This is a genomic window from Vibrio sp. THAF190c (assembly GCF_009363355.1).
GTDB lineage: Bacteria > Pseudomonadota > Gammaproteobacteria > Enterobacterales > Vibrionaceae > Vibrio > Vibrio fortis_A.
The window spans coordinates 1,444,511-1,465,638 of the sequence record NZ_CP045338.1; the positions used below are offsets into that span (position 1 = coordinate 1,444,511).

The following is a 21,128-nucleotide window of genomic DNA, read 5'->3' on the forward strand; positions in this document are numbered from 1 at the left end:
AGCCGAAGTGTTCTAGTTCGGCTTTTTTGTATATTCGATATTACCAATCTACTCGCTTAAACCATCGACGGCTTACGTGTGCTCTTCGGTTCGCCTTTCATTGTCATTTGATTAAAGAACTGTTTCGTTTCTTCAATCACGACTTGGCGTAGCAAGATCAAACCGATTAGGTTCGGAACTGCCATCAAACCATTGACGATGTCTGCTAGTAGCCAAATCACGTCGAGTTTTAGGAAGGCACCCGATGCAACCAATGCAATAAAGATAACCTTGTATGGTAGAACCGCTTTGGTACCAAACAGGAATACAACACAGCGCTCACCGTAGTAGTTCCAACCTAGAATAGTCGTGAAAGCAAAGAAGATCAGACCAACAGACACTAGCATTGGACCAATTGTGTCGGCATTAAGACCAACAGCAAAGGCGTGTGTGGTCATCGCTGCACCTGAAAGATCCGTTTGCCAAGCACCTGTTAAGATAAGTGCCAAACCTGTCATTGTACAGATGATGATAGTGTCGAAGAAGGTACCCGTCATAGAGATAAGACCTTGCTTAACACATGAATCGGTCTTCGCTGCTGCTGCAGCCATAGGTGCACTACCTAGGCCGGATTCGTTCGAGAATACACCACGAGCAATACCCGATTGAATTGCTAGCATGATGCTCGCTCCCAAGAAACCACCAGTTGCAGCAGTATTGGTAAACGCTGAAGTGATCACTAGGCTAACCGCATCTAACAGTTGATCTGCGTTCGATAGCAGAACACTCATACATGCGACGATGTACATGACAGCCATCGTTGGAACGACTTTACCGGCTACTTTAGCGATAGACTGGATACCGCCAAGGGTTACAACAGCAACAAGTAGAGTAAGTACGACCGCAGATAGCTCACGAGAGGCACCAAAAGAGATTTCTGTTGCGTCGAGAATCGCGTTCACTTGCGGGAAAGTACCGATACCAAAACAGGCTACGCCAAGTGCAAATACAGCGAATAGAACCGCTAAGATACGAGAACCAACACCGTATTGTAGGTAGTACATTGGTCCGCCGACCATCTCACCTTTACTATCGACTTTGCGATATTTAACGGCAAGAAGACACTCTGCATACTTAGTCGCCATACCGAACAGGGCAGCGAGCCACATCCAGAAAAGCGCACCCGGTCCACCAAGTTTAATAGCAGTAGCAACACCAACAATGTTACCAGTACCAATAGTCGCAGAAAGGGCGGTACATAAAGCAGCAAAGCTAGAAACATCACCATGACCAGATTTATCTTTGGTGAACACCATCTTCAGAGCAGTTGGCAGGTGTCTAAACTGGAGTAAGCCTAAGCGAAAAGTAAAGTAGATACCTGTACCAACGAGCAAAGCAAGCAGCGGTGGTCCCCAAACAAGTTGGTTGATGGTTTGTAATGTTTCTTGTAGATAGTTCATAGGTTCCCCTTAATAAATAAAAATTTAAGGAGAAGAGTGAAAGGGCAGTGCTGATCAAAGAGATCGCACCACTTAATACATTATTACTGTAGTTAGTGTTCTGAATTAAGGTTGTTGCTTTCCACTCCTCTGTCCTTTTGCCTGAGAGTTTCACTTAGCGAAAAACTTACTGAGAAGTTTTGGTCTCTAAGCTTGCTCCTTCGGCGACCGATTTAACGGTTCTCTCCAGAGGTTCCTCCAACGACAGTCCTCGCTTTTCTGATTTTCATCAGCACAAAGCACCTGAAAGATTTACTTCTTCGGCGGGTCAATCTAACCAAATGTTAGAATTTAGTTAAAAACCACTCTCCTGCAGTCTTCATCGGAACAATTACCTAGATGAATAGGTAATCTGTACGCGTATCCTAGATCAGAAAAAGTGTGATGTCAGTAGTAAAATATCTGTTTGCACAAATCTTGTTCAACTAAATGATCAAACAACGTGACTCTGACGTAACTTGCTTATTTAAATGGTATAAAATAGAGAAACAAGGAGGAGTTATGACTCGACTAATCGCAATTGTTTTTTTATTGGCGTTGGCGTTTGTGCTGTTTCGTTATCGGACCAACGAAAAAGTGCAGAAAAGCGTAGTGATTGTCATCGTAGGTGGCTTTTTGTTGTATACCGCAAGCTTGATGTTTTCCGAGCTAACACGCTGAAGCTGACTGGTGACTTCATTAGGTGGAAGTATGCCACAGCCAAGAGTAGTACTTGTTGCTGTTAACTTTGCAGTGACATTGTAACCTTTAATGAATTGGAGTAACCCTGTGAGCCAACAATCTGGGCAGAATGAACAAGACGAAGTGGTTGTCATAGAAGAACGTGACAAATGCAGCCAGCTATACATTGGTATTGCCGCCGTTATGGGCTTAGCCCTTGGAGGTCTGATTGGCTCTTCGGTCACAGCATCGAAGTGGGAGTCAACCTATCAAGTCTTGGAGTCTCGCTATCAAGAGTTGAAGAACAGTAAGCAGCAGTTGGTGACACAAGTTGAAGCTAAGGTAGCTAAAGTTGACTCAGAAATTGGTAACCAAGTTGAAGCAGCTCTGCAAAAACAAGCTGAAGCGCACCAGAAAGAATTGGATGAGATAACAAAGCAGACCGCTGTTCTCGAAAAGGCCAATTACTCGTTGGAGCAACAACTGAATGAACAAAAAGTAGCACTAGAGCAGTCAGAACAAAATAATCAAAAACTCAACCGCCAAGCGGACATGCAATCGACCATGTTTGAGCGCTCACGTGAACTGTTCCGTAAAGAGTTACAAATCACCCAAGCGCTTGAAGCGTTAGAGGCAGAACGTGATAGATTAGAGCCTAACCTAAAGCCGCTTAAGAAGCAGTGTGATACGTTCCTTGAGGGTACATCTTGGGACGCAAAATCAGACTCTTGTGATAAGCTTGATGCTGCTAACTCTCGTTTGAGCGACATTAGACAGATGATAGAAGTTCATAGAATGGACCTTCAGCAAATCAAAGATCTGACTGAAGAGATTGGACTGTAATCCTTCTTACTTTTTCTACATTCAATTAAACAAAAAAAGTCCATATCATTGCTTGATATGGACTTTTTGTTATTTGGTCAATAGGGACCTGTTGTTAAAACAAGATTCTATTTTCCGTATGTTTTGATTTCGCCTGATTTCACTCGAGCTACGAATGACTGAAGTTCTTTTTTCACAACAGGCATTAGGAAGTAAAGACCAAGGATGTTGAAGATAGACATCGCGAAGATAGCTGCATCTGAGAAGTCGATTACCGCACCAAACTGAATTGTCGCGCCAATTACAACGAACACACAGAACATCACTTTGAACACAAGCTCAGTTGTTTTGCCTTCACCGAATAGGTAAGTCCATGCTTTCAGACCGTAGTAAGACCAAGAGATCATAGTCGAGAAAGCGAACATGATAACAGCAAGAGCAAGGGTGTATTTGAAGAAGCCAGCTGTTTCAGTAAACGAAGCGGCTGTTAGTGTTACACCTGTTAGACCTGAACCATCGAATGGACCTGTGTTTAGACCTGCGATAGTGATAACAAGTGCTGTCATTGTACAGATTACAACGGTATCAACGAACGGTTCTAGTAGTGAAACAAGACCTTCCGTGATTGGTTCTTTAGTTTTAACCGCAGAGTGAGCAATCGCAGCAGAACCTACACCAGCTTCGTTCGAGAATGTAGCACGTTTCAAACCTTGGATTAGGGCACCAATGAAGCCACCTACAACACCTTCACCAGTAAATGCACCAGTAAAGATAGCGCTGAAAGCAGGGCCTACTTGATCAAGGTTAGAACCGATAACAATAAGAGCCATACCGATGTATAGCGCTGCCATCCAAGGTACAACACGCTCAGTTACAGAAGCAATCGAAGGCATACCACCAACAATTACAGAGAAAACCAAACCAGCTAGAACAAAGCCTGTAATGATGCCGTACTCGCTTGGAATGTCGAATGCGTAAGTTAGCATTGCGTGAGCTTGGTTGGCTTGGAACATGTTGCCGCCACCCAGAGAGCCCAGAATACACATTAGAGCAAAGCCGATAGCCAGTGCTTTACCTAGTCCGCCCATGCCACGCTCGCTTAGACCCTGGCTTAGGTAGTACATTGGACCACCAGATACAACACCTGAAGGTAAGATGGTGCGGTATTTAACACCTAACGTACACTCACAGAATTTTGATGCCATACCAAGCAGGCCACACAAAATCATCCAGAATGTTGCACCTGGACCACCAATTGCTAGAGCAGCACCTACACCTGCGATGTTACCAAGGCCGACGGTTCCGGAAAGGGCAGTAGCTAACGCTTGAAAGTGAGAAACCTCGCCGTCTTCTTTGGAGTTAGGATCTGTGTATTTGCCTCGAATAATGTCGATGGCCATACCCACGCGCTTAAATTGAACGAAGCCAAAATAAACAGTAAAGATGAGTGCAGCGAGCAATAACCAACCAACAATGATTGGGAAGTTAGCCTCGCCAACTGGCACACTTTTGAATATTAATCCAACGAACCATCCAGTATATTCGTTGAAAAAACCATCAATACTTTGGCTTAAATTACTGATTGTTTGATTAAATGACCCTTCTTCTGCAAATGCGGTGGAACTGAATAATAATATAAACCCTAAAAATAATGCTCTTATGTTTTTCATGGTTTTCCCTGTATTTTACTAAATTTTATTTACTGCTGTTGAGCTTGCTTTCTATTAACTTTTATTTTCAACAAGTTATCTATTCATTTGGTTGGCAACAAACGGCTTGTAACCAACTCAATACTTCGAATAAATATAATTACTGAACAAGTTTTATATGGATATAGCTTCTCTGTGTGAGTAAGGTCGTTCTATTTTTATAACTGACCTTGTTGATAATCCTATACATAAAAATAATGGCATTAAAGATTTTTTTACAATTAATTTACATTTGTTTGGGCTCAGTCATCGTTTTCAGTAAGTCATTGTTTTGAAATTGCGACTATTGGCCTTTTAGAATGGACATCAGTTTGCATGTTGAGCCAAACCTGTGAAATTGTGTTGACCATGTTGCTAAAGGGAGTGTTTTGAGCTTCTTGAAATGGCCATTGGTGCGGTAAAAAACTGACGGTAGAAGTCAGTAAGTCGCAGTCGGTAAATCTTATATTTTGGCTGTATAAAAGTTAGAGCTATTTACCGGTGTTACTTTATATTTGGCGAATAAAAAAGCCCTTTATAATAAAGGGCCTTTTGAGAAGTAATTGTTAGTGTACGTTATTTTTATAAACCACAAAGCTTATTGCTAGTAGTTATTAGTTATACCCAGCGGTTCGTTTCTGAGATTTGTGAAACAACTTAACCGCTAATAATGAAGACCAAAGCGCGACTTGTCCCCATAATAAGGTCCACTGTGGCGCTATATCTTGCCAAGTGGCGTCCATCTGATTTATCCCAAGAAAGCCTTGTATTGCTGGGGTACTTGGAAAGAGTTGCGACAGTCCAACCAGCCAAGTTGGCATCATCTCAACAGGCCATATAAAGCCTGAGGAGAAAATCAAAGGCATAGAACTGATCAAAACAACGACAGTGACCCATTCTCTTCTTGGCACAAATTCACCAATCAAGATACCAACTAAGCAGCTACCGACTAAGAATGGGAGCAGTAGTGTGAGTAATTGACCATGAGTTGCCAGTGAGTTGATGCCGTAGAAATCGAAACTCGCCCCAAAGTAATACATAGCGAGTAGGTAATAGATGCCCACGAGTACACAGCAACGAGCGACAATTAGCTTTAAGCTTGAAACCCGTGACCAATATCCTGAGGTTGCTTGGCTATTTTGGGTTGCGCCAATTAAGCCAGATGCCATCGCGAGGGTTTGCTGAAGTATCAAAACAAAAACCGCTGGTACAACGTAATCTATGTAGCCCATACGACTGTTAAACGTTGGTTTCAGGTTTAGACTGAATGCGTTATACCCATTGGCCGCAGTTTCTAACGGTACGCCTTCAACGAGTAGGTGGCTGACTTTGACCTGTGCGGCGAGTGTGCCGCCCGCTTTAGCCAAGCCCTCGATGATAGTACCGTACACAAGAAAGAACGAAGCATCGCCCGCATACGACAGCGTTGGGCTTTTACCTAGCAGCAAATCTTTGTAGAAATTCTCTGGAATCACCAAAAAGCCACCAATTTCCTGATTCAGTAGCGCTTGTTTAGCGTCAGCGAGACTAAAATCACGGCGAGTGATGTTAATTTGAGGTGTGGCATCAACCATACGCTCTAGTTGATAACTGCTCTGGCTACCATCCAAGTTGACCACTGAGGCTTTTAGTTGCTCAGGGGTCTGTTGCGCATAAGGCAAAGGATAGAGAAAAGAGTAGAAAATCACTCCACCAAAGACGGTCAATAAGACGACTGGGTTTCGGACGACGGCTAAGAGCTCGTGCTTAATGAGTTCGATGAAGCTGACTGGTTTCATTGTACGGCTCCATTCACTGGTTGTGCGTTCAAATGTTTACGGATCAGAAGCAGTGTGATGATAGCTGGAATCACGTAGCCGAACATCGGTAGCAGCTGCATTATCGTTTGCGCTGCATTGATGCCATAACTGGACAGTGCGGTTTGAGCTTCAATGTAATGACTAATCGGCAGCAGACTGCGCCACGCTTGCGCGGCGGCATTCATGTCTGTTACTGGAAAGGTGATCCCCATGAATGCAAAGCTTGGTGCGGTGAATGCACCTGCAAAGCTCATGGCTCTCGCGGGATCGAGTGTCAAAAAGAAGAAAGCACTACCCATGATCATGCAACAAATGACGGTGATCAGTTGTGTGAATATCAGAGGTGTGAAACTCCCATGATAAGGCCAATCCAAAAATACGTAAAACCAAGCCATAAAGCTGATACCAAACACTAAGAACAGCAGAGCGTAAGGCAGCAATGTCGAGGTAAGTGCTTTGACTGTCGATGTACCGAGCCATTTTTTCAACACTCTTTCACGACAATTGGCAGCCAAAACCAATATGGTTCCGACGACAATCATGATCTGCCAAAGGGCAGGGATGATCGCCGATACTAAGAACTGCGAATAGCTGGTGTTCTTATTGAATAACGGGGTAATCTGACTTTGGATTGTCACTGCTTGGCCAAGTGCCGATTTCACCGTTTTGTCGCCATGAGATAACTGCTTAGCGACTTCCACTTGAGCATTAAACGTTCCTTGTGCTTGTAACAGAGCCGAATTGACCAGCTTACCAATCAGGATAAACTGGCTGTTATAGAACACAGAAACCTTAGGGTTCAGTCCAAGGTAAATATCGCGCTCAAAATGTTTAGGGATGATCACGTAGCCATAAATATCACGCTTGACCATGGCTTGTTTTGCTTGGCTAATATCTGTGTATTTTTGCGTGACCGCCAGCGTTGGTGAGGCATCCACTAAACGAACAAACTGCTGTGAAAGCTGACCATGATTTAAGTTCACCACCGCAACAGGCAGATCGCGAGCAATACCTTGAGAGAAAATCAACCAGATACTCGCTACCAGAAGTAGTGGTATCCAAGTGAGGCTAGATAGCAACCATTTGTCTTTGCGCACGATTCGCCACTGACGCACAAATTCGTTATCAGTGGCTTCAACTTCGCTGGGTTGAGGAGAATAGGACATAATTGACCTTACAATTCAACGACCAAACTCATACCCATGCGTAACGTATCGTTGTTATCGACTGGGCGAGCTTCAATTTCAAATGTTCTTAGGTCAAAGCCTTGTGCGGCATCTGTTGAGCGCCAAGTCGCAAAATCACCCATGACGGCAATATGACTCACTTCGAATGTTACGTTTTTATCAAGTGCAGGAAGGTAAGCATTGAACTGGGATCCTTTTTCGAAGTACTTGAGGTGGTCTTCTCGAACATTGAGCACAGCCCACGCGTCTTGCGTGTCGATAACAGTGACAACAGGGAAACCTTGAGGTGCCAGTTCACCACTGCTTAATAGCACTTGAGCAACTTCACCATTAAACCAACTGTGGATTTGTGTATCTTTGGCGTAAGCCTCAACCTCGGCAACGGCGCCTGCAGCCATTAACGCTCTTTGAGCTGCTGCGACTTTGGTTTCATCACGAGCTCCTTCTTGAGCCAGCTTATACATTTGAAGCGCGGCACTTTCTGTATATTTCGCTGCTTGCCATTGAGTTTTCGCTTCGTCACGCTTTTGTTCAGCGACGACACCATCTTTATAGAGGTTATTAACTCGTTGGTAAGTCTTCTCCATCAAGTCAGCGGCAGCCTTTGCTTTTAGCCATTGGTCTTTCGCTGCTTGTATTTGCTGCTCACGTGCGCCTTTCTCGGCTTCTTGTGCAAGCGCGCCAGCTGCTTTCTCTCCGGCTTTTGCTTGCTCTAGCTTTGCATCGATCTCAGGGCTCAGTAGTGAGAAGACCAATTGACCTTTTTCTACGGTGTCACCCTTTCGAACGAACACTTGGTCAATACGCCCTGGCACTTTGGAAGAGATGCTGTATTGCTGAGCGTCGATCTGGCCTTGAATCTTAACAGGCTGTGGCAGGTATGCTTGATAAAAGCTGTACCCAACCCAACCGACAATGCCAATACCGATGATTGAAGCGATAAGTGGTTTAACTGATTTCATGAATCACCCTTTTGTATTGGTGTTGTGAGCACTTGGATAAACGGCAGAGGTTGAATAGCTTGGGAATGTATTCATCTCGCTGCTTAGCGCTAATAGTTTGTTTAGAGATACTAGGTATTGAAAGCGAGCGACCGATTGTTGAGTTTTGATGCTTGCCAGATATAGCTCAGCATCAACTACTTCTAGCGATGTAGAGAGACCTTGGTTGAAAGCTTTTTTACGTAGCGATAGGTTTTCTTGTGCAAGAGAAAGGCTTGAGTTGAGACCTTGAACTTCTTCTACAGCCTGTTGCGCCTCAAGATAGGTTTTTTGAACCAATACAGTGAGGTCTTGTTTTGCTTGTGACTTTAGATATTGAACTTGTGAAACCGCACTGTGCGCAGCAGCAACCTTGTCTGAGCGACCTGACGTATCGATAAGAGGTACATTGACCCCAATTCCTACTAACCAGTCGGGTTTCATTTCACTCGCAAGTGAGTCATCTTCATGCAGGCTGTAGTCACCGTATAGGTAAACTTCTGGATAGTATTTGCCTTTCTCGGCTTTAATTAGGCTGCTCGCTTGCTTCTCTTTGGCGTCTAAAATGCTCAAACCTGGATAGGTCGTCAATGTCTGGTCAACAAAGGTGTCCATATTTGGCAGGTTGTTGTTGATGAACAGGGCTTCTGATGGCTCAACAGTTTCTGAAAGGCCAAGAATCTGAGTTAATGCAAGCTGGGCGATTTTAAGGTCGTTTTGAGCTTTGGTTCTCTCGACGATTGCTTTATCGAGAGAGGCGTCTGCTTGTAATCGTTCTACACGCGCAATCTGACCTTGCTCTTCCAGCTTAATCGCGAAATCTCGGTGCTGAGTTAAGCCGGCTTCTACCGCTAAACGGGTTTGGACTACATCTTGCGCCAAAATCACAGAGAAGTAGTACTTGGTAAGATCTTCGTAGCGCGCTTGTTTCTCCATCAAGAACTGACTTTGCGCTTCTTCACTCTGGCCTTCAGCCGCAGTTTGAGCTGCAGTAATTCGACCACCAGTGAAGATAGGCCACACAGCACGAATAGAAGAACTAAAAATGTCTTGTTCTGTAATGGTTGAAGTGATGCCGCCTAAACTGCCGAGAATAGGCTGCAATACTGGACCTAGTGCACCTAAACTGGGTACTCCACTCAAGCTATCCGCAAACTGCTCGCCATTGATAGTGACATCGCTGTCGAGGTGTGTGTAGTTTGCACCTAAGGTAACAGAAGGTAAATTGAGGCTGCCAGTTGCATTTTGAAGGTGCTGATAGCGCTCTACGTTTGCTTGCTGTGCTGCCAGAGAATTATTGTTTTGCTGTAGCAGATCCCACGCATCAGGAAAGGAGAGAGGCGCGGCAAAACTGGCCGAACTCACACAGCTTATTAGCAGTGCGGTCAGTGAAAATTTTGGTCTGAATTTTGGTGATGTCATCTTCATACTTACCAAATTAGAGTAATAACTCTAATGTTAACAGGCTGATCCGAATTTGTCTTGAACTGATTGAGCAATTATCTATTACGTTCAGTCTAGATGCGGTGTTGCATTAGAAATAGAAAGAGCACGTTAGAACGTGCTCTTTAAATAAGTATAGAAGTGATTGTTTTAAAATGAAAATGTTCTAATCAAAGCCTGGGCAGTGGTGGTCTGCACGCCAAACTAGGTGACGCGAACCTTGCATTGTTTGAAGCAAATCTCTTCCGGACATTTGGGGGAACGCCAATAACACTTTTAGATCAAGTGGCGAAGTAGCATCTTTTTCGTAAGCTCTGACGTGCGTAAATGTCGATTGTAAGTTTTTGAACAGCATAGCCTTAGTAAGGCAAATTCCAAAAGAATCGCGTTTCATTGCCTGGTTTCCTTTTCAACAATGTTATTACGTTATGTTTTTAATCCGTTTTTGAAATCGACTGCGTCACTTTTGCCAATCAGCATTTATTATTGGAGTGTCTGAGAACTAAAGACTACCTCTTTTGTTGTTGTGATTTTGGTGGAAAGTCGACCCATATCAATAGGGTAATTCTTCCACATTAACGTAGGTGGGCTCATTTCCTACGTGCTCGTGTGACACATACGATAATCGCTAATTGTTACCAATGTGTTACTTGTTTCGTTGTGTCTACTATCAAGAGAAACGGCGTCTCTTGATTGATAGCTTTATGCTTAATTTATTATGTGCAACTAGTATAATTGTATTTTTTATAACCAACCTAAAAAACAGCTAAAATCGGAGTGATCTAGGTCAACAATTAATCAGGTAACTGAGTGTAAGAGCTAAGAATTTCTAAAAAACGATTTTGAGGTTTGGTCTAAATCTGAAGTCAGTCGTTTTTAGATTAAAAACTCTGTTAATAACATGCGCTTTAGTCACAAATCTGAACCTTTGAAATCTCTCATAATTAACTTGGTGTTAACATTGTTAGATCGCATAGGGAGTAGGTGTCGATGAAGTGGAGCAGTATCAGCTTTAGAAAAAGATTGCTGATTATTATGACAGTGACAGGGTTAGTCGAGTTGTTGATTCTTAGCGCGGCTGGCTTTGCCTACATTAAACACTCCCAAGAAGAAGAGATGGGGCTCAAAGCCTTAGGGGTAGCCGAGTTCCTTTCCGAATCACCACGTGTTATCGAACTGATCCAACGCCACTCAAGTAACCCTGATCTCTTGTCTCAGTTAGATTCTGAACATCAACAACGCTTCCGCAACTTAACCCATCTAATTGGCGCAGCATTCATTGTGATTGGCGATGAACAGGGAATTCGCCTTGTTCACCCTGTCGATGAAAGATTAGGTAAGCCGATGCGAGGGGGAGACAACCAAAAAGCACTGGTTTTCGGTGAGTCCTATGTGTCGACAGCCAAGGGTTCGTTGGGGCTTTCTGTTCGTGGTAAATCGGCAGTTAAAGACTCGAATGGCGAAATCATTGGGGTGGTGTCAGTTGGTTATCTGCTTGACTCTCTACAAGATAGAATCGAGCCCTATTTGGCGTTCTTGATCATCATGGCATTGTTGGTTGTGGCAGTGAATGCCTTGATTTCTAGTTATGTCTCAAGACGTTTCCAGAGAGCAATCCTTGGTTTTGAACCTGAAGAGATCGGTCGTCTGTATGTTGAGCTTGATGTCACTATGAGCACGGTGAAAGAAGGTATTTTGAGTATCGACGACCACGGTGTTCTTCGCTCAATCAACAAGAGTGCCTGCGATATTCTTTCTATTGATAGAGAGTCTTCACTTAATAAACCGTTTTCTCAGGTAGTGCCGAATAGTGACCTTGAGCAACTATTGTCGAGTGGTCAGTCGGACCACGATATTGAGCTTTATCTAAACAATAAGCGCATTATCGCAAACCGCAGCCCAATCGTTGTAGCGGGGGAAGTGGTTGGTGCAGTGTCGAGTTTTAGATTGAGAGATGAGATCAACGATCTCACCGAGCAGCTCTCGCAAACCAAAGAGTATGCCGACCTGCTGCGTTCTCAAACTCACGAACATCGCAATAAGCTCAACACTATTAGCGGTATGTTGCAAATGGGTGAGCTAGAAGCAGTGCAACATTTAATTGGTCAAGAAACTGCACACTATCAGAGCCTTATCGAGTTTTTGAGAGAAACCGTTAAAGAGCCTCTTGTGGCAGGTATGCTGCTTGGCAAAACAGAGCGAGCTCGTGAAATTGGTTTAGAGCTGGTGGTAGAAGAGGGCTCTCGATTAGAAACGCTGCCAAGGTGGTTAAACGCCGATGACGTCGTGACCATCTTGGGGAACCTGATTGATAACGCGTTTGATGCGACTCGAATGGCAATCAGCCAGACAGAATCATTCCCACCTGCGAGACGTATCATCGAGGTTTCGGTCAGCGATTATGGTAATGAAGTGATTCTTGAAGTTGACGATAAAGGATGCGGTTTACCAGAAGGTTTAGCCATTGAAGACCTCACGCGCAAAGGGGTTTCAAGCAAGGCCAAGCAAAACCGAGGCGTGGGCTTGTATCTGGTTAAGCAGATTGCGGATCGTTACCAAGGTCAGCTTGATATGATTGAAAACAGAGATTTTGGTACACGGATGACCGTTTACCTACCAAAAGAAGAACAAATATCGTTTAAGGAAGAGCGTTAAATGAATGCAGTCACTAAAGTCATGGTCATTGAAGATGATATTGCGATTGCGGAGTTGCACCATCGTTACTTAGAGCAGATGGGCGGGTTCGAAGTGGTTGGGATTGCTACGTCTCAATCTGAGGCGATCATGCAGTTGGATATATTAAAGCCTGACCTTGTGCTGCTTGATGTCTACTTACCTGACGGTTGTGGTTTAGATATTTTGAATCATGTTAGAGGCAACAACCAAGGCTGTGATGTCATCTTAATCACGGCGGCACGTGATGTAGATACGCTCCAGCAGGCAATGCGTGGTGGCGTTGTTGATTATTTGCTTAAGCCTGTGATGTTTCCACGTTTAGAAGCGTCACTTAAAAAGTATCGCTCGCAACAAGAAGAGTTGGAGAGCGTTTCTGATCTCAACCAAGGCTTAGTTGATAAGATGTTGCAAGCTGCCAATCAAGCAGATTCGAAACCAGCAGCAACACTGCCAAAAGGTATTGATGGCGTGACGCTTGATAAAATCCGAGCGCTATTTGAAAGTGCCGAAGCGAAAGATCTGACAGCAGATGAGGCAGGGGAACGCATAGGCGCAAGTCGCACCACGGCTCGCCGATATCTTGAATACTTGATCACCACTGGTGAACTGAATGCTGATCTGAACTATGGTTCAGTTGGCCGACCAGAACGTTGTTATAACAAAGCGACGCGGTAACCTTTTGAGAATCGTACTAGAATCGACTCATTCATCTAATCACTTCCCACCCTAGCTTGGCATTTGCACATAAACCCAAGCACTAATCAAAACAGTCCAAATTATAAAACCAGTTTAATAATTAACTGCTAAATAGTTATCAAACTGGTTTTTCGTGCTACTCCGCCGACCAGATCCCATTTATTTTTCACTACAATGATTTGGAATGCAGTTCCGTCTTCGTTTAATCATTTTTGTTCTAAGTAATGGCAAATAATTTGGATTAAATGAGTCAATATTTAATCGATTGCCCTCACAGTGGTTGATGTAAATCAAATAGTCATAGACAATACTGACCCGAATTGAGGTGATCTATATCACCCTCGTTTACCAAACGCATTCTCTAGTGTGATAGGCGCTCGCTATTGAACTAATAGCCAAGACCTATTATCTATTTTTGTATGTCGCTGATACCGTTGGCGAATACTGAAAACCTTGTTTTTATAGGAAAGATGATGGTAATACCTGAAAACAGCAGCATCGTTATTTTTGGTGCGTCGGGCGATCTAACGTATCGTAAACTGATCCCCGCTTTATACCACTTGTATGCTAGCAATCAACTGCCGGAATCCTTTGCGATTCTTGGAGTGAGCCGTACTGAGTACAGCGATGAGTCTTACCGTGAAAAACTGAAGAAATCTCTTCAGGAAATGGAAGAAACTGAGCCAGAGACGCTAAACGCGTTCATTAATCACCTGCACTACCAAGCGATTAATACCTCTGACACAGAAGATTATGCTCGTTTAGCACAGCGCCTAGACAAGCTAGAACAAGATTATCAATTCGAAAATCACAACACTCTATTCTACTTGGCAACGCCGCCAAGCCTATATGGTGTGATCCCAGCGAACCTAGCAGCACATGGCCTGAACGATGAGTCGAACGGCTGGCGTCGTCTAATCATCGAAAAACCATTTGGTTATGATTTAGCTTCTGCTCAAGCGCTAGATGAAGAAATCCATCATCACTTCCAAGAACACCAGATCTATCGTATCGACCACTACCTAGGTAAAGAGACGGTACAAAACCTTCTAGTACTTCGTTTCTCTAACGCGATGTTTGAACCACTGTGGAACCGTAATTTCATTGATTACGTTGAAATCACAGGTGCTGAGTTCCTTGGTGTTGAAGAGCGTGGCGGATACTACGATGGTTCTGGTGCTGTGCGCGATATGTTCCAAAACCACCTGTTACAAGTATTAGCAATGGTTGGTATGGAGCCGCCTGCACAAATCAATGCAGATTCAATTCGTGACGAAGTGGTTAAAGTTCTTCAATGTCTGAAGCCTCTTGAAGAAGAAGACCTACGTAAAGACTTGGTTCTTGGTCAATACACGGCGTCTGATGTGCGTGGTCAGCACCTACTAGGTTACCGCGAAGAGCCGGGTGTAGCAGACGATTCTCGTACTGAGACATACATTGGTCTTAAAGCTCATATCAATAACTGGCGTTGGAATGGGGTTCCTTTCTACGTACGTACAGGTAAACGACTACCAACACGTGTTACGGAAATTGTGATTCACTTTAAGAACACGCCACACCCAGTATTCGGCCAAGATGCACCAGAGAACAAGCTGATCATCCGCATTCAACCGGATGAAGGCATCCAAATGAGCTTTGGCTTGAAAGAGCCGGGCGCAGGCTTTAAAGCAAAAGAAGTGAAAATGAACTTCTCTTACTCTGACTTGCCTGAGACTCAAATGCTAACGGCTTACGAGCGTCTACTTCTTGATGCTCTGAATGGCGACGCGACTCTGTTTGCACGTACTGATGCGGTAGAAGCGTGTTGGAAGTACGTTCAACCTATCTTAGATTTCAAACAAGATCCTCAAGCGCTATTTGGTTATGCTTGTGGTACTTGGGGTCCGCAAGAAGCAGACGAGCTTCTTGAAAGAGACGGCCGCGCGTGGCGTTTCCCTTGTAAAAACCTAACAGATACGGATTATTGCGAATTATGATCAACCATAAGATCTTTGAAACGCCAGAACTAGTTGTTGAAAATCTAGCAAACGAAATGAAAGCGTACAGCGAGCAGGGCACACCTGTTCATATTTCACTTTCAGGTGGTAGTACGCCAAAAATGCTATTCAAACTGTTGGCACAGGCGCCATACGCAGAAGGCATCCAATGGAAAAACCTTCACTTCTGGTGGGGCGACGAGCGTTGCGTCGCACCAGATGATGCGGAAAGCAACTACGGTGAAGCAAACGCACTTCTATTCTCTCAAGTAAATCTTCCTGCTGAGAACATCCACCGCATCCGTGGTGAAGATGAGCCGAAAGCAGAAGCAGAGCGTTTTGCAAAAGAGATGGCAGAAGTCATTCCAACAGAAAATGGTACACCTGTTTTCGATTGGATCCTGCTCGGTGTTGGCGCAGATGGCCACACAGCTTCTCTTTTCCCGGGTGCAACTAACTACCAAGATGAGAACCTGTCTGTACTGGCTTCTCACCCTGAGTCTGGTCAAATCCGTGTTTCTAAAACAGCTAAGGTTTTAGAAGCGTCAAAACGAATCAGCTACCTAGTACTGGGTGCTGGCAAAGTTGATATCGTTAAAGAAATTCATACGACTCCTGCTTCAGAGCTGCCTTACCCGGCAGCGAAAATCCAGTCTAAAACTGGCGAAACAGAGTGGTTCCTAGATTCAAATGCAGCAAGTGCTATCGCATAATCGCGAATAGCCGCAAGGAGATATAAATAATGAAAGGTGATATCGGTGTAATTGGCCTAGCGGTAATGGGTCAAAACCTTATCCTAAACATGAATGACAACGGCTTTAAAGTTGTTGCTCACAACCGTACTGCTGCGAAAGTAGACGAGTTCCTAGAAGGTCCAGCGAAAGGTACAAACATTGTTGGTGCTTACTCTCTAGAAGAGCTTGTTGAGAAACTAGAAGCACCACGTAAAGTGATGCTAATGGTTCGTGCTGGTGCAGTTGTTGATACTTTTATCGACAACCTAATTCCACTTCTAGACGAAGGCGACATCATCATTGACGGTGGTAACACAAACTACCCAGACACAAACCGTCGTGTTGCTCACTGTCGTGAAAAAGGCATTCACTTCATCGGTACTGGCGTATCTGGTGGTGAAGAAGGTGCACGTTTCGGTCCTTCAATCATGCCAGGCGGTGCAGCTGAAGCTTGGGAAGCGGTTAAGCCAATCTTCCAAGGCATCTCTGCAAAAACTGACGCTGGCGAACCTTGTTGTGACTGGGTTGGTAACGACGGTGCTGGTCACTTCGTTAAGATGGTACACAACGGTATCGAATACGGCGACATGCAGCTTATCACTGAAGCTTACCAGTTCATGAAAGATGGTCTTGGTATGTCTGCAGATGAAATGCAAGCTGTATTCGCTGACTGGAACAAGACTGAGCTAGACAGCTACCTAGTAGAAATCACTGCTGACATCCTTGGCTACAAAGATGAAGACGGTGAGCCTCTAGTTGAGAAGATCCTAGACACAGCAGGCCAAAAAGGTACTGGTAAATGGACGGGTATCAACGCACTAGACCTAGGTATTCCTCTAACGCTTATCTCTGAGTCTGTATTCTCTCGTTGTCTATCTGCGCTTAAAGATCAACGTGTTGAAGCTGAGTCTCTATTCGGTAAGACAATTACTCCAGTTGAAGGTGACAAGCAAGAGTGGGTTGATGCACTACGTCAAGCTCTACTAGCTTCTAAGATCATCTCTTACGCTCAAGGCTTCATGCTAATGCGCGAAGCATCTAACGAGAACGGTTGGGACCTAAACTACGGTAACGTAGCACTAATGTGGCGTGGTGGTTGTATCATCCGTTCTGCATTCCTAGGCAACATCCGTGATGCGTATGAAGCGAACCCAGACATCGCGTTCCTAGGTTCTGATGAGTACTTCAAAAACATCCTACAAGGCAGCCTAGCGGCATGGCGTAAAGTGGCAGCGAAATCTCTAGAGTCTGGTATCCCAATGCCATGTACGATTTCTGCGCTATCTTTCCTAGACGGTTACACAACTGCTCGTCTACCAGCTAACCTGCTTCAAGCTCAACGTGACTACTTCGGTGCTCACACTTACGAGCGTACAGACCGTCCACGTGGTGAATTCTTCCACACTAACTGGACTGGTACAGGCGGCGACACTGCTTCAACAACTTACGATGTATAATCGTAACCAGTTGTTTTAAAAGTGAAAAAGGATGCTAGTTGGCATCCTTTTTTGTTTCTGTCAACACGCCCTAGTGATTTCTAGTTAGATACCTAACCAACATTAAGCTTGGAAGCTGGTCACTTCTTCTTTGTCAGAAAACTGCTCCCTTACCGCCATACAGGTATCTAAGTTCTGCTTAAGCGCTTCGACACAGCTCGGGTCGAACATAATGCCAACGTTTTCTTCGATGTACTCAAGCACATCATCAAGCTCCCATTCTGATTTATAGGCTCTCTTACTCAGTAGGGCATCAAACACATCCGCTAAGGTAACGATACGTGCCTCCAATGGAATTTGAGTACCACACAGTCTGTCTGGTAAGCCAGTTCCGTCGTAGCGTTCGTGATGATGCCGAATAATGTTCTTCAGAAACTGCACTTCATCGTGTGAGATAGAGTGGTTATCAGAAATCGAGACAACATCCTCAATCATGGCTTCACCGTAAATGGTGTGTTGATTCATGATGGCGCGATCTTCATCGGTAAATCGCTTGGTACTGAAAAGTACATGGTCGGGGATTCGATACTTACCGATATCATGGAAAGGTGCATAAACACGAATTCGATGAATGAACTGATAGGTGATTTCTGGCTTTTGCTCAGACATGGCACGCGCCAATATCTCACTGTAACGCCCCATGCGAATCAAATGTTCTTTGGTTTCAGGATCTCTTGCATGGCCCATATTTAGGGCAATCGCGAGAGAAGTTTGAAAGTGTTTTTGATTCTCATGCAATCGAGTAAATAAGCTCGCGATGAGCTGGGATAGATACGCAATGTCAGCTTGTATGCTCTTCTGGTTAAAGAAGCCAATCGCAGTGGCATTAATGAAGATGAAGCCCAGGTTCTTGTCACGATAGTAGATAGGAGAGGTGTAACTACTTTGATGCCCTATATCGATTAAGCGACAAATTTGGCGCGTTGGATTCATCGTCGATAAGTCATTGATAACGCGCACTGAGGGCAGCTCAGACATCTTTCTCAGCGAAGATTCTGGTCTGATGTTGTATTCAATGTAGTTATGGCTTGCCTCTTGGCACAAGGCATCGGAAACAAAGTAATTAGTGGCTTTGTTTTCGTTAGTTAAAGCTATGGAGAGGCGCGAGAGCATTGGATAGAACGAACGCACAAGCTGAAATAGGTCGTCTAACGTCGAGGTAATATCTTGATCTTTAGCTGCGATTTTACTGAGTTGGGAGTAGTCAAACATGAGCGGGGCTGACCTTAATTTATAATTATGTAATTGTTTTTCTTTGATTTATTGATTTCTCATATTTAAGAATACGAACATACCAGTCCTGTTAACGAATTGTAATCTTGTCATCCTATAAATTCTAATCACATCACTAAAAATGTGGTTATTACATTTAAGAGTCATCCATTTTGTTAACTGGGTTGGCTTTTTGTTATGTCGATCCAGATTTCTAATCCATTTTGGGTATTTACAGCGATGTCGGTTCCAGAAAGTTTGCCCAATAAACATGATGATTATTAATAAGTTGGCGTGTTTAATTGTGAAAATGAATGTGTTCTAGCTATGAACTGAAGTCAGAATTGTTAAATGTTTGGTTTATAGAACGAGCTTATTGAGTGATGTGATGGTTAGTTCTCACGCGATCAAACTAAAATTGGAAATATGCGTCGATGATAATTAGGAGAGTGGCAGGCTTTGTGCCATCATTACCCTCATTGACAGGCGTGCAGGAAGCAGACCTAAGTAAACAACCGTTATTGATGATGGTGAACTAACGCAGAGTGCTTGCTCTGTTTAAGGTATGACGATGACAGATGAAGAAAGAATTGAGCTGCAGAAAAACAACCCACTGCACGGCTTAAAGTTAGAAACCATGATCACTGAGCTGGTGGATCATTACGGTTGGGAAATCCTTGATGCAGCAATGCGTATGAACTGTTTCAACACTAAGCCGTCTGTCGCGAGTGCGGTGAAGTACTTGAAGAAAACACAGTGGGCGCGCGAGAAAGTAGAGAACTTTTACTTGTATCGCTTCAAACGTATGCCAAAAGCATCTGATCTTGAATATCAAATGCCACCACGTTCACGTACTTTCCGCCATGGGCTTGAGCCTAAAGAGCCAATGGAGCTGACGGTAGAATCTATCCTTGCGTCTCAAGCTAAGGCCGCGTCTTCTTTTAAAGCGCGTCGCTCGGGTGGTAAAGGGCGCAATTTCCGCCGCTAATCGCTATGGTGGACTGAACAAGATACAAAAAAGGAGCATCATGCTCCTTTTCTTTTACTATCTACTTTTGAAGTAGGGTAAACCCATCAAAGTTGTATTGCTCTGCGAGTGATCAGGCTTCGCGATTTTTCTTTTGATTCTTGATGAAATCACCTACGTAGATTGCAGCGCTGAAGACGAGAAACAGAGCAGAAACCGAAAACAGAGCGGGCATTTTTAGTATCCACGCAAAGGTTGCTGCTAAGAACGCAATGAAGCAGATCAGTCTGCTTGATGACATAACATGACCGAGTTTGATGTTCATAATGCCCCCTAATATGCTTGCCTCTTTTACGCAGTAAGTATCTCATCATTGGATAAAAATTAATCTAAATTAATATCAAACAAGATGATTATCAGGCTCTCTTCACAAATTTAGCGAACGCTATTTTAATGAACGGAAGTAACACTGCAAAGTCGAACGCACTTCTATCGCTAAAGGACATATCTGGCGATTTTTAATAACCGATTAATTGGCGTAGAAAAAGTATGCGGTGATTAAGAAGCTTGCAATGATAACGCTATTGCGAACATAGTTTTGTGGGATGTTGCGTGATATCTGAGCTGAGTAGTAGCCACCGATCAGAGTGCCGAGCAATACCGCAAGCCCTGAACTCCAATCAATCGAACCATCAACAATAAATAGGATGATGGCCGCCATTGAAGCGCTTGCTGATACCAATAACTTAATACCGTTCATGACATTGATGTTGGTATAACCCGCTAAGGCAAGATAGCTTAGCGTGACAATACCGAGACCAGCATTGAAGTAACCACCGTAAACGCATACCAAAAGCAACAAAAGGGCTGAGAAGAAGGCACCTGCTTTACCTGCGTGTTTGTGCTTTGATGCCGCTTTTTTAATCAAGCTGTTGATTTGGCCACCAAAGGTAAAAAGCAGTGCAGCGAATAGGAGTAGCCAAGGAACAGATTGTGTAAAGAGAGCTTCAGGAGTGTGCAGCAGTAAGAATGCACCGATTGCGCCCCCCAATACACTCAGAATCAAAGTCAACTTGAGCTGCTTTGTGCCCGATAGGATCTCTTGCCTTAATGCGTAAGCGCCACTGATGTAGCCTGCACAAGAGGCAAAGGTATTGGTTGCGTTGGCAGCGACCGGAGGGACGCCTATAAATAGTAGAGCAGGGAACGTAACAAAACTGCCTCCTCCTGCAATGGAGTTTAATATGCCACCAAGCACACCAGCGAGAAAGAGTATCAGCCATTCCATGGCACAGTTCCTAATTGAGAGACGAA

18 protein-coding genes and 1 riboswitch are annotated in these 21,128 nt (G+C 44.1%); of the genes, 8 read left to right on the forward strand and 10 right to left on the reverse strand.

The annotated features are described in order from the left end of the window. Positions 1-56: 56 nt before the first annotated feature. A complete protein-coding gene (locus FIV04_RS06465) occupies positions 57-1,439 on the reverse strand; it encodes a sodium:alanine symporter family protein (protein WP_152468610.1) in 1,383 nt (460 codons plus the stop codon). Between the two features lie 119 nt (positions 1,440-1,558). Beyond that, positions 1,559-1,678: riboswitch (glycine riboswitch) on the reverse strand. A 301-nt stretch (positions 1,679-1,979) separates the two neighbouring features. Here FIV04_RS06465 and FIV04_RS26895 point away from each other — a divergent pair. Both FIV04_RS26895 and FIV04_RS06470 read left to right on the forward strand, forming a co-directional pair. Next, positions 1,980-2,138, forward strand: a complete 159-nt coding sequence (locus tag FIV04_RS26895) for a hypothetical protein (RefSeq protein WP_032549183.1) — start codon at positions 1,980-1,982, stop codon at positions 2,136-2,138. Between the two features lie 108 nt (positions 2,139-2,246). Continuing rightward, complete coding sequence (locus FIV04_RS06470; protein WP_152468611.1) at positions 2,247-2,981, forward strand: chromosome partitioning protein ParA; 735 nt, start codon at positions 2,247-2,249, stop codon at positions 2,979-2,981. Between the two features lie 107 nt (positions 2,982-3,088). Here the strand turns inward: FIV04_RS06470 and FIV04_RS06475 are convergent, their stop codons facing one another. From FIV04_RS06475 to FIV04_RS06500, 6 genes are all read right to left on the reverse strand, one after another. Next, positions 3,089-4,630: a sodium:alanine symporter family protein gene (locus FIV04_RS06475; protein WP_150872251.1), complete on the reverse strand. Its 1,542-nt coding sequence runs from the start codon at positions 4,628-4,630 to the stop codon at positions 3,089-3,091. A 632-nt stretch (positions 4,631-5,262) separates the two neighbouring features. Continuing rightward, positions 5,263-6,426 (reverse strand): ABC transporter permease, encoded by a 1,164-nt coding sequence (locus FIV04_RS06480; RefSeq protein ID WP_152468612.1) that lies wholly within the window; start codon positions 6,424-6,426, stop codon positions 5,263-5,265. After that, positions 6,423-7,613, reverse strand: coding sequence for an ABC transporter permease (locus FIV04_RS06485; protein WP_152468613.1), 1,191 nt, complete (start codon positions 7,611-7,613; stop codon positions 6,423-6,425). The genes FIV04_RS06480 and FIV04_RS06485 overlap by 4 nt, the downstream gene beginning before the upstream one ends. 8 nt (positions 7,614-7,621) lie before the next feature. Then, positions 7,622-8,596 (reverse strand): HlyD family secretion protein, encoded by a 975-nt coding sequence (locus tag FIV04_RS06490; protein WP_152468614.1) that lies wholly within the window; start codon positions 8,594-8,596, stop codon positions 7,622-7,624. Between the two features lie 3 nt (positions 8,597-8,599). After that, positions 8,600-10,042, reverse strand: coding sequence for a TolC family protein (locus FIV04_RS06495; protein ID WP_152468615.1), 1,443 nt, complete (start codon positions 10,040-10,042; stop codon positions 8,600-8,602). 181 nt (positions 10,043-10,223) lie between these two features. Beyond that, a complete protein-coding gene (locus FIV04_RS06500) occupies positions 10,224-10,451 on the reverse strand; it encodes a hypothetical protein (RefSeq protein ID WP_032549176.1) in 228 nt (75 codons plus the stop codon). Between the two features lie 596 nt (positions 10,452-11,047). Between FIV04_RS06500 and FIV04_RS06505 the strand changes: the two genes are divergently transcribed. The 5 genes from FIV04_RS06505 (at position 11,048) to gnd (ending at position 17,596) form a co-directional block, all read left to right on the forward strand. Then, positions 11,048-12,712: a sensor histidine kinase gene (locus tag FIV04_RS06505; RefSeq protein ID WP_152468616.1), complete on the forward strand. Its 1,665-nt coding sequence runs from the start codon at positions 11,048-11,050 to the stop codon at positions 12,710-12,712. After that, the gene (locus tag FIV04_RS06510; protein ID WP_152468617.1) at positions 12,713-13,408 is read left to right on the forward strand and encodes a response regulator; all 696 of its coding nucleotides are present in this window, start codon (positions 12,713-12,715) and stop codon (positions 13,406-13,408) included. A 494-nt stretch (positions 13,409-13,902) separates the two neighbouring features. Further along, positions 13,903-15,405, forward strand: coding sequence for a glucose-6-phosphate dehydrogenase (gene zwf / locus FIV04_RS06515; protein ID WP_172974265.1), 1,503 nt, complete (start codon positions 13,903-13,905; stop codon positions 15,403-15,405). Then, positions 15,402-16,118 carry a 6-phosphogluconolactonase gene (gene pgl / locus FIV04_RS06520; RefSeq protein ID WP_032549172.1) on the forward strand — a complete coding sequence of 239 codons (717 nt, stop codon included), beginning with the start codon at positions 15,402-15,404 and terminating at the stop codon, positions 16,116-16,118. The genes zwf and pgl overlap by 4 nt, the downstream gene beginning before the upstream one ends. 29 nt (positions 16,119-16,147) lie before the next feature. Continuing rightward, complete coding sequence (gnd, locus tag FIV04_RS06525) at positions 16,148-17,596, forward strand: decarboxylating NADP(+)-dependent phosphogluconate dehydrogenase (protein ID WP_004742688.1); 1,449 nt, start codon at positions 16,148-16,150, stop codon at positions 17,594-17,596. Positions 17,597-17,698: 102 nt separating this feature from the next. On the opposite strand, the gene FIV04_RS06530 is transcribed toward gnd, so the two are convergent. Further along, complete coding sequence (locus tag FIV04_RS06530; protein ID WP_152468619.1) at positions 17,699-18,847, reverse strand: HD-GYP domain-containing protein; 1,149 nt, start codon at positions 18,845-18,847, stop codon at positions 17,699-17,701. A gap of 571 nt (positions 18,848-19,418) precedes the next feature. Between FIV04_RS06530 and FIV04_RS06535 the strand changes: the two genes are divergently transcribed. Continuing rightward, positions 19,419-19,835, forward strand: a complete 417-nt coding sequence (locus tag FIV04_RS06535; RefSeq protein ID WP_032549168.1) for a VF530 family DNA-binding protein — start codon at positions 19,419-19,421, stop codon at positions 19,833-19,835. A gap of 112 nt (positions 19,836-19,947) precedes the next feature. Here the strand turns inward: FIV04_RS06535 and FIV04_RS06540 are convergent, their stop codons facing one another. Further along, positions 19,948-20,139, reverse strand: coding sequence for a hypothetical protein (locus FIV04_RS06540; protein ID WP_032549167.1), 192 nt, complete (start codon positions 20,137-20,139; stop codon positions 19,948-19,950). Positions 20,140-20,343: 204 nt separating this feature from the next. Next, positions 20,344-21,102 carry a TSUP family transporter gene (locus FIV04_RS06545; protein ID WP_152468620.1) on the reverse strand — a complete coding sequence of 253 codons (759 nt, stop codon included), beginning with the start codon at positions 21,100-21,102 and terminating at the stop codon, positions 20,344-20,346. Positions 21,103-21,128 lie beyond the last annotated feature (26 nt).

Bases quoted from the DNA above. Each gene is read 5' to 3' on its own strand.
- FIV04_RS06495 (WP_152468615.1), bottom strand. From the start codon at position 10,042: ATGAAGATGACATCACCAAAATTCAGACCAAAATTTTCACTGACCGCA.
- FIV04_RS06540 (WP_032549167.1), bottom strand. From the start codon at position 20,139: ATGAACATCAAACTCGGTCATGTTATGTCATCAAGCAGACTGATCTGC.
- FIV04_RS06510 (WP_152468617.1), top strand. From the start codon at position 12,713: ATGAATGCAGTCACTAAAGTCATGGTCATTGAAGATGATATTGCGATT.
- FIV04_RS06545 (WP_152468620.1), bottom strand. From the start codon at position 21,102: ATGGAATGGCTGATACTCTTTCTCGCTGGTGTGCTTGGTGGCATATTA.
- FIV04_RS26895 (WP_032549183.1), top strand. From the start codon at position 1,980: ATGACTCGACTAATCGCAATTGTTTTTTTATTGGCGTTGGCGTTTGTG.
- FIV04_RS06530 (WP_152468619.1), bottom strand. From the start codon at position 18,847: ATGTTTGACTACTCCCAACTCAGTAAAATCGCAGCTAAAGATCAAGAT.
- pgl (WP_032549172.1), top strand. From the start codon at position 15,402: ATGATCAACCATAAGATCTTTGAAACGCCAGAACTAGTTGTTGAAAAT.
- FIV04_RS06480 (WP_152468612.1), bottom strand. From the start codon at position 6,426: ATGAAACCAGTCAGCTTCATCGAACTCATTAAGCACGAGCTCTTAGCC.
- FIV04_RS06535 (WP_032549168.1), top strand. From the start codon at position 19,419: ATGACAGATGAAGAAAGAATTGAGCTGCAGAAAAACAACCCACTGCAC.
- FIV04_RS06490 (WP_152468614.1), bottom strand. From the start codon at position 8,596: ATGAAATCAGTTAAACCACTTATCGCTTCAATCATCGGTATTGGCATT.
- FIV04_RS06465 (WP_152468610.1), bottom strand. From the start codon at position 1,439: ATGAACTATCTACAAGAAACATTACAAACCATCAACCAACTTGTTTGG.
- FIV04_RS06485 (WP_152468613.1), bottom strand. From the start codon at position 7,613: ATGTCCTATTCTCCTCAACCCAGCGAAGTTGAAGCCACTGATAACGAA.
- zwf (WP_172974265.1), top strand. From the start codon at position 13,903: ATGGTAATACCTGAAAACAGCAGCATCGTTATTTTTGGTGCGTCGGGC.
- FIV04_RS06505 (WP_152468616.1), top strand. From the start codon at position 11,048: ATGAAGTGGAGCAGTATCAGCTTTAGAAAAAGATTGCTGATTATTATG.
- FIV04_RS06500 (WP_032549176.1), bottom strand. From the start codon at position 10,451: ATGAAACGCGATTCTTTTGGAATTTGCCTTACTAAGGCTATGCTGTTC.
- gnd (WP_004742688.1), top strand. From the start codon at position 16,148: ATGAAAGGTGATATCGGTGTAATTGGCCTAGCGGTAATGGGTCAAAAC.
- FIV04_RS06475 (WP_150872251.1), bottom strand. From the start codon at position 4,630: ATGAAAAACATAAGAGCATTATTTTTAGGGTTTATATTATTATTCAGT.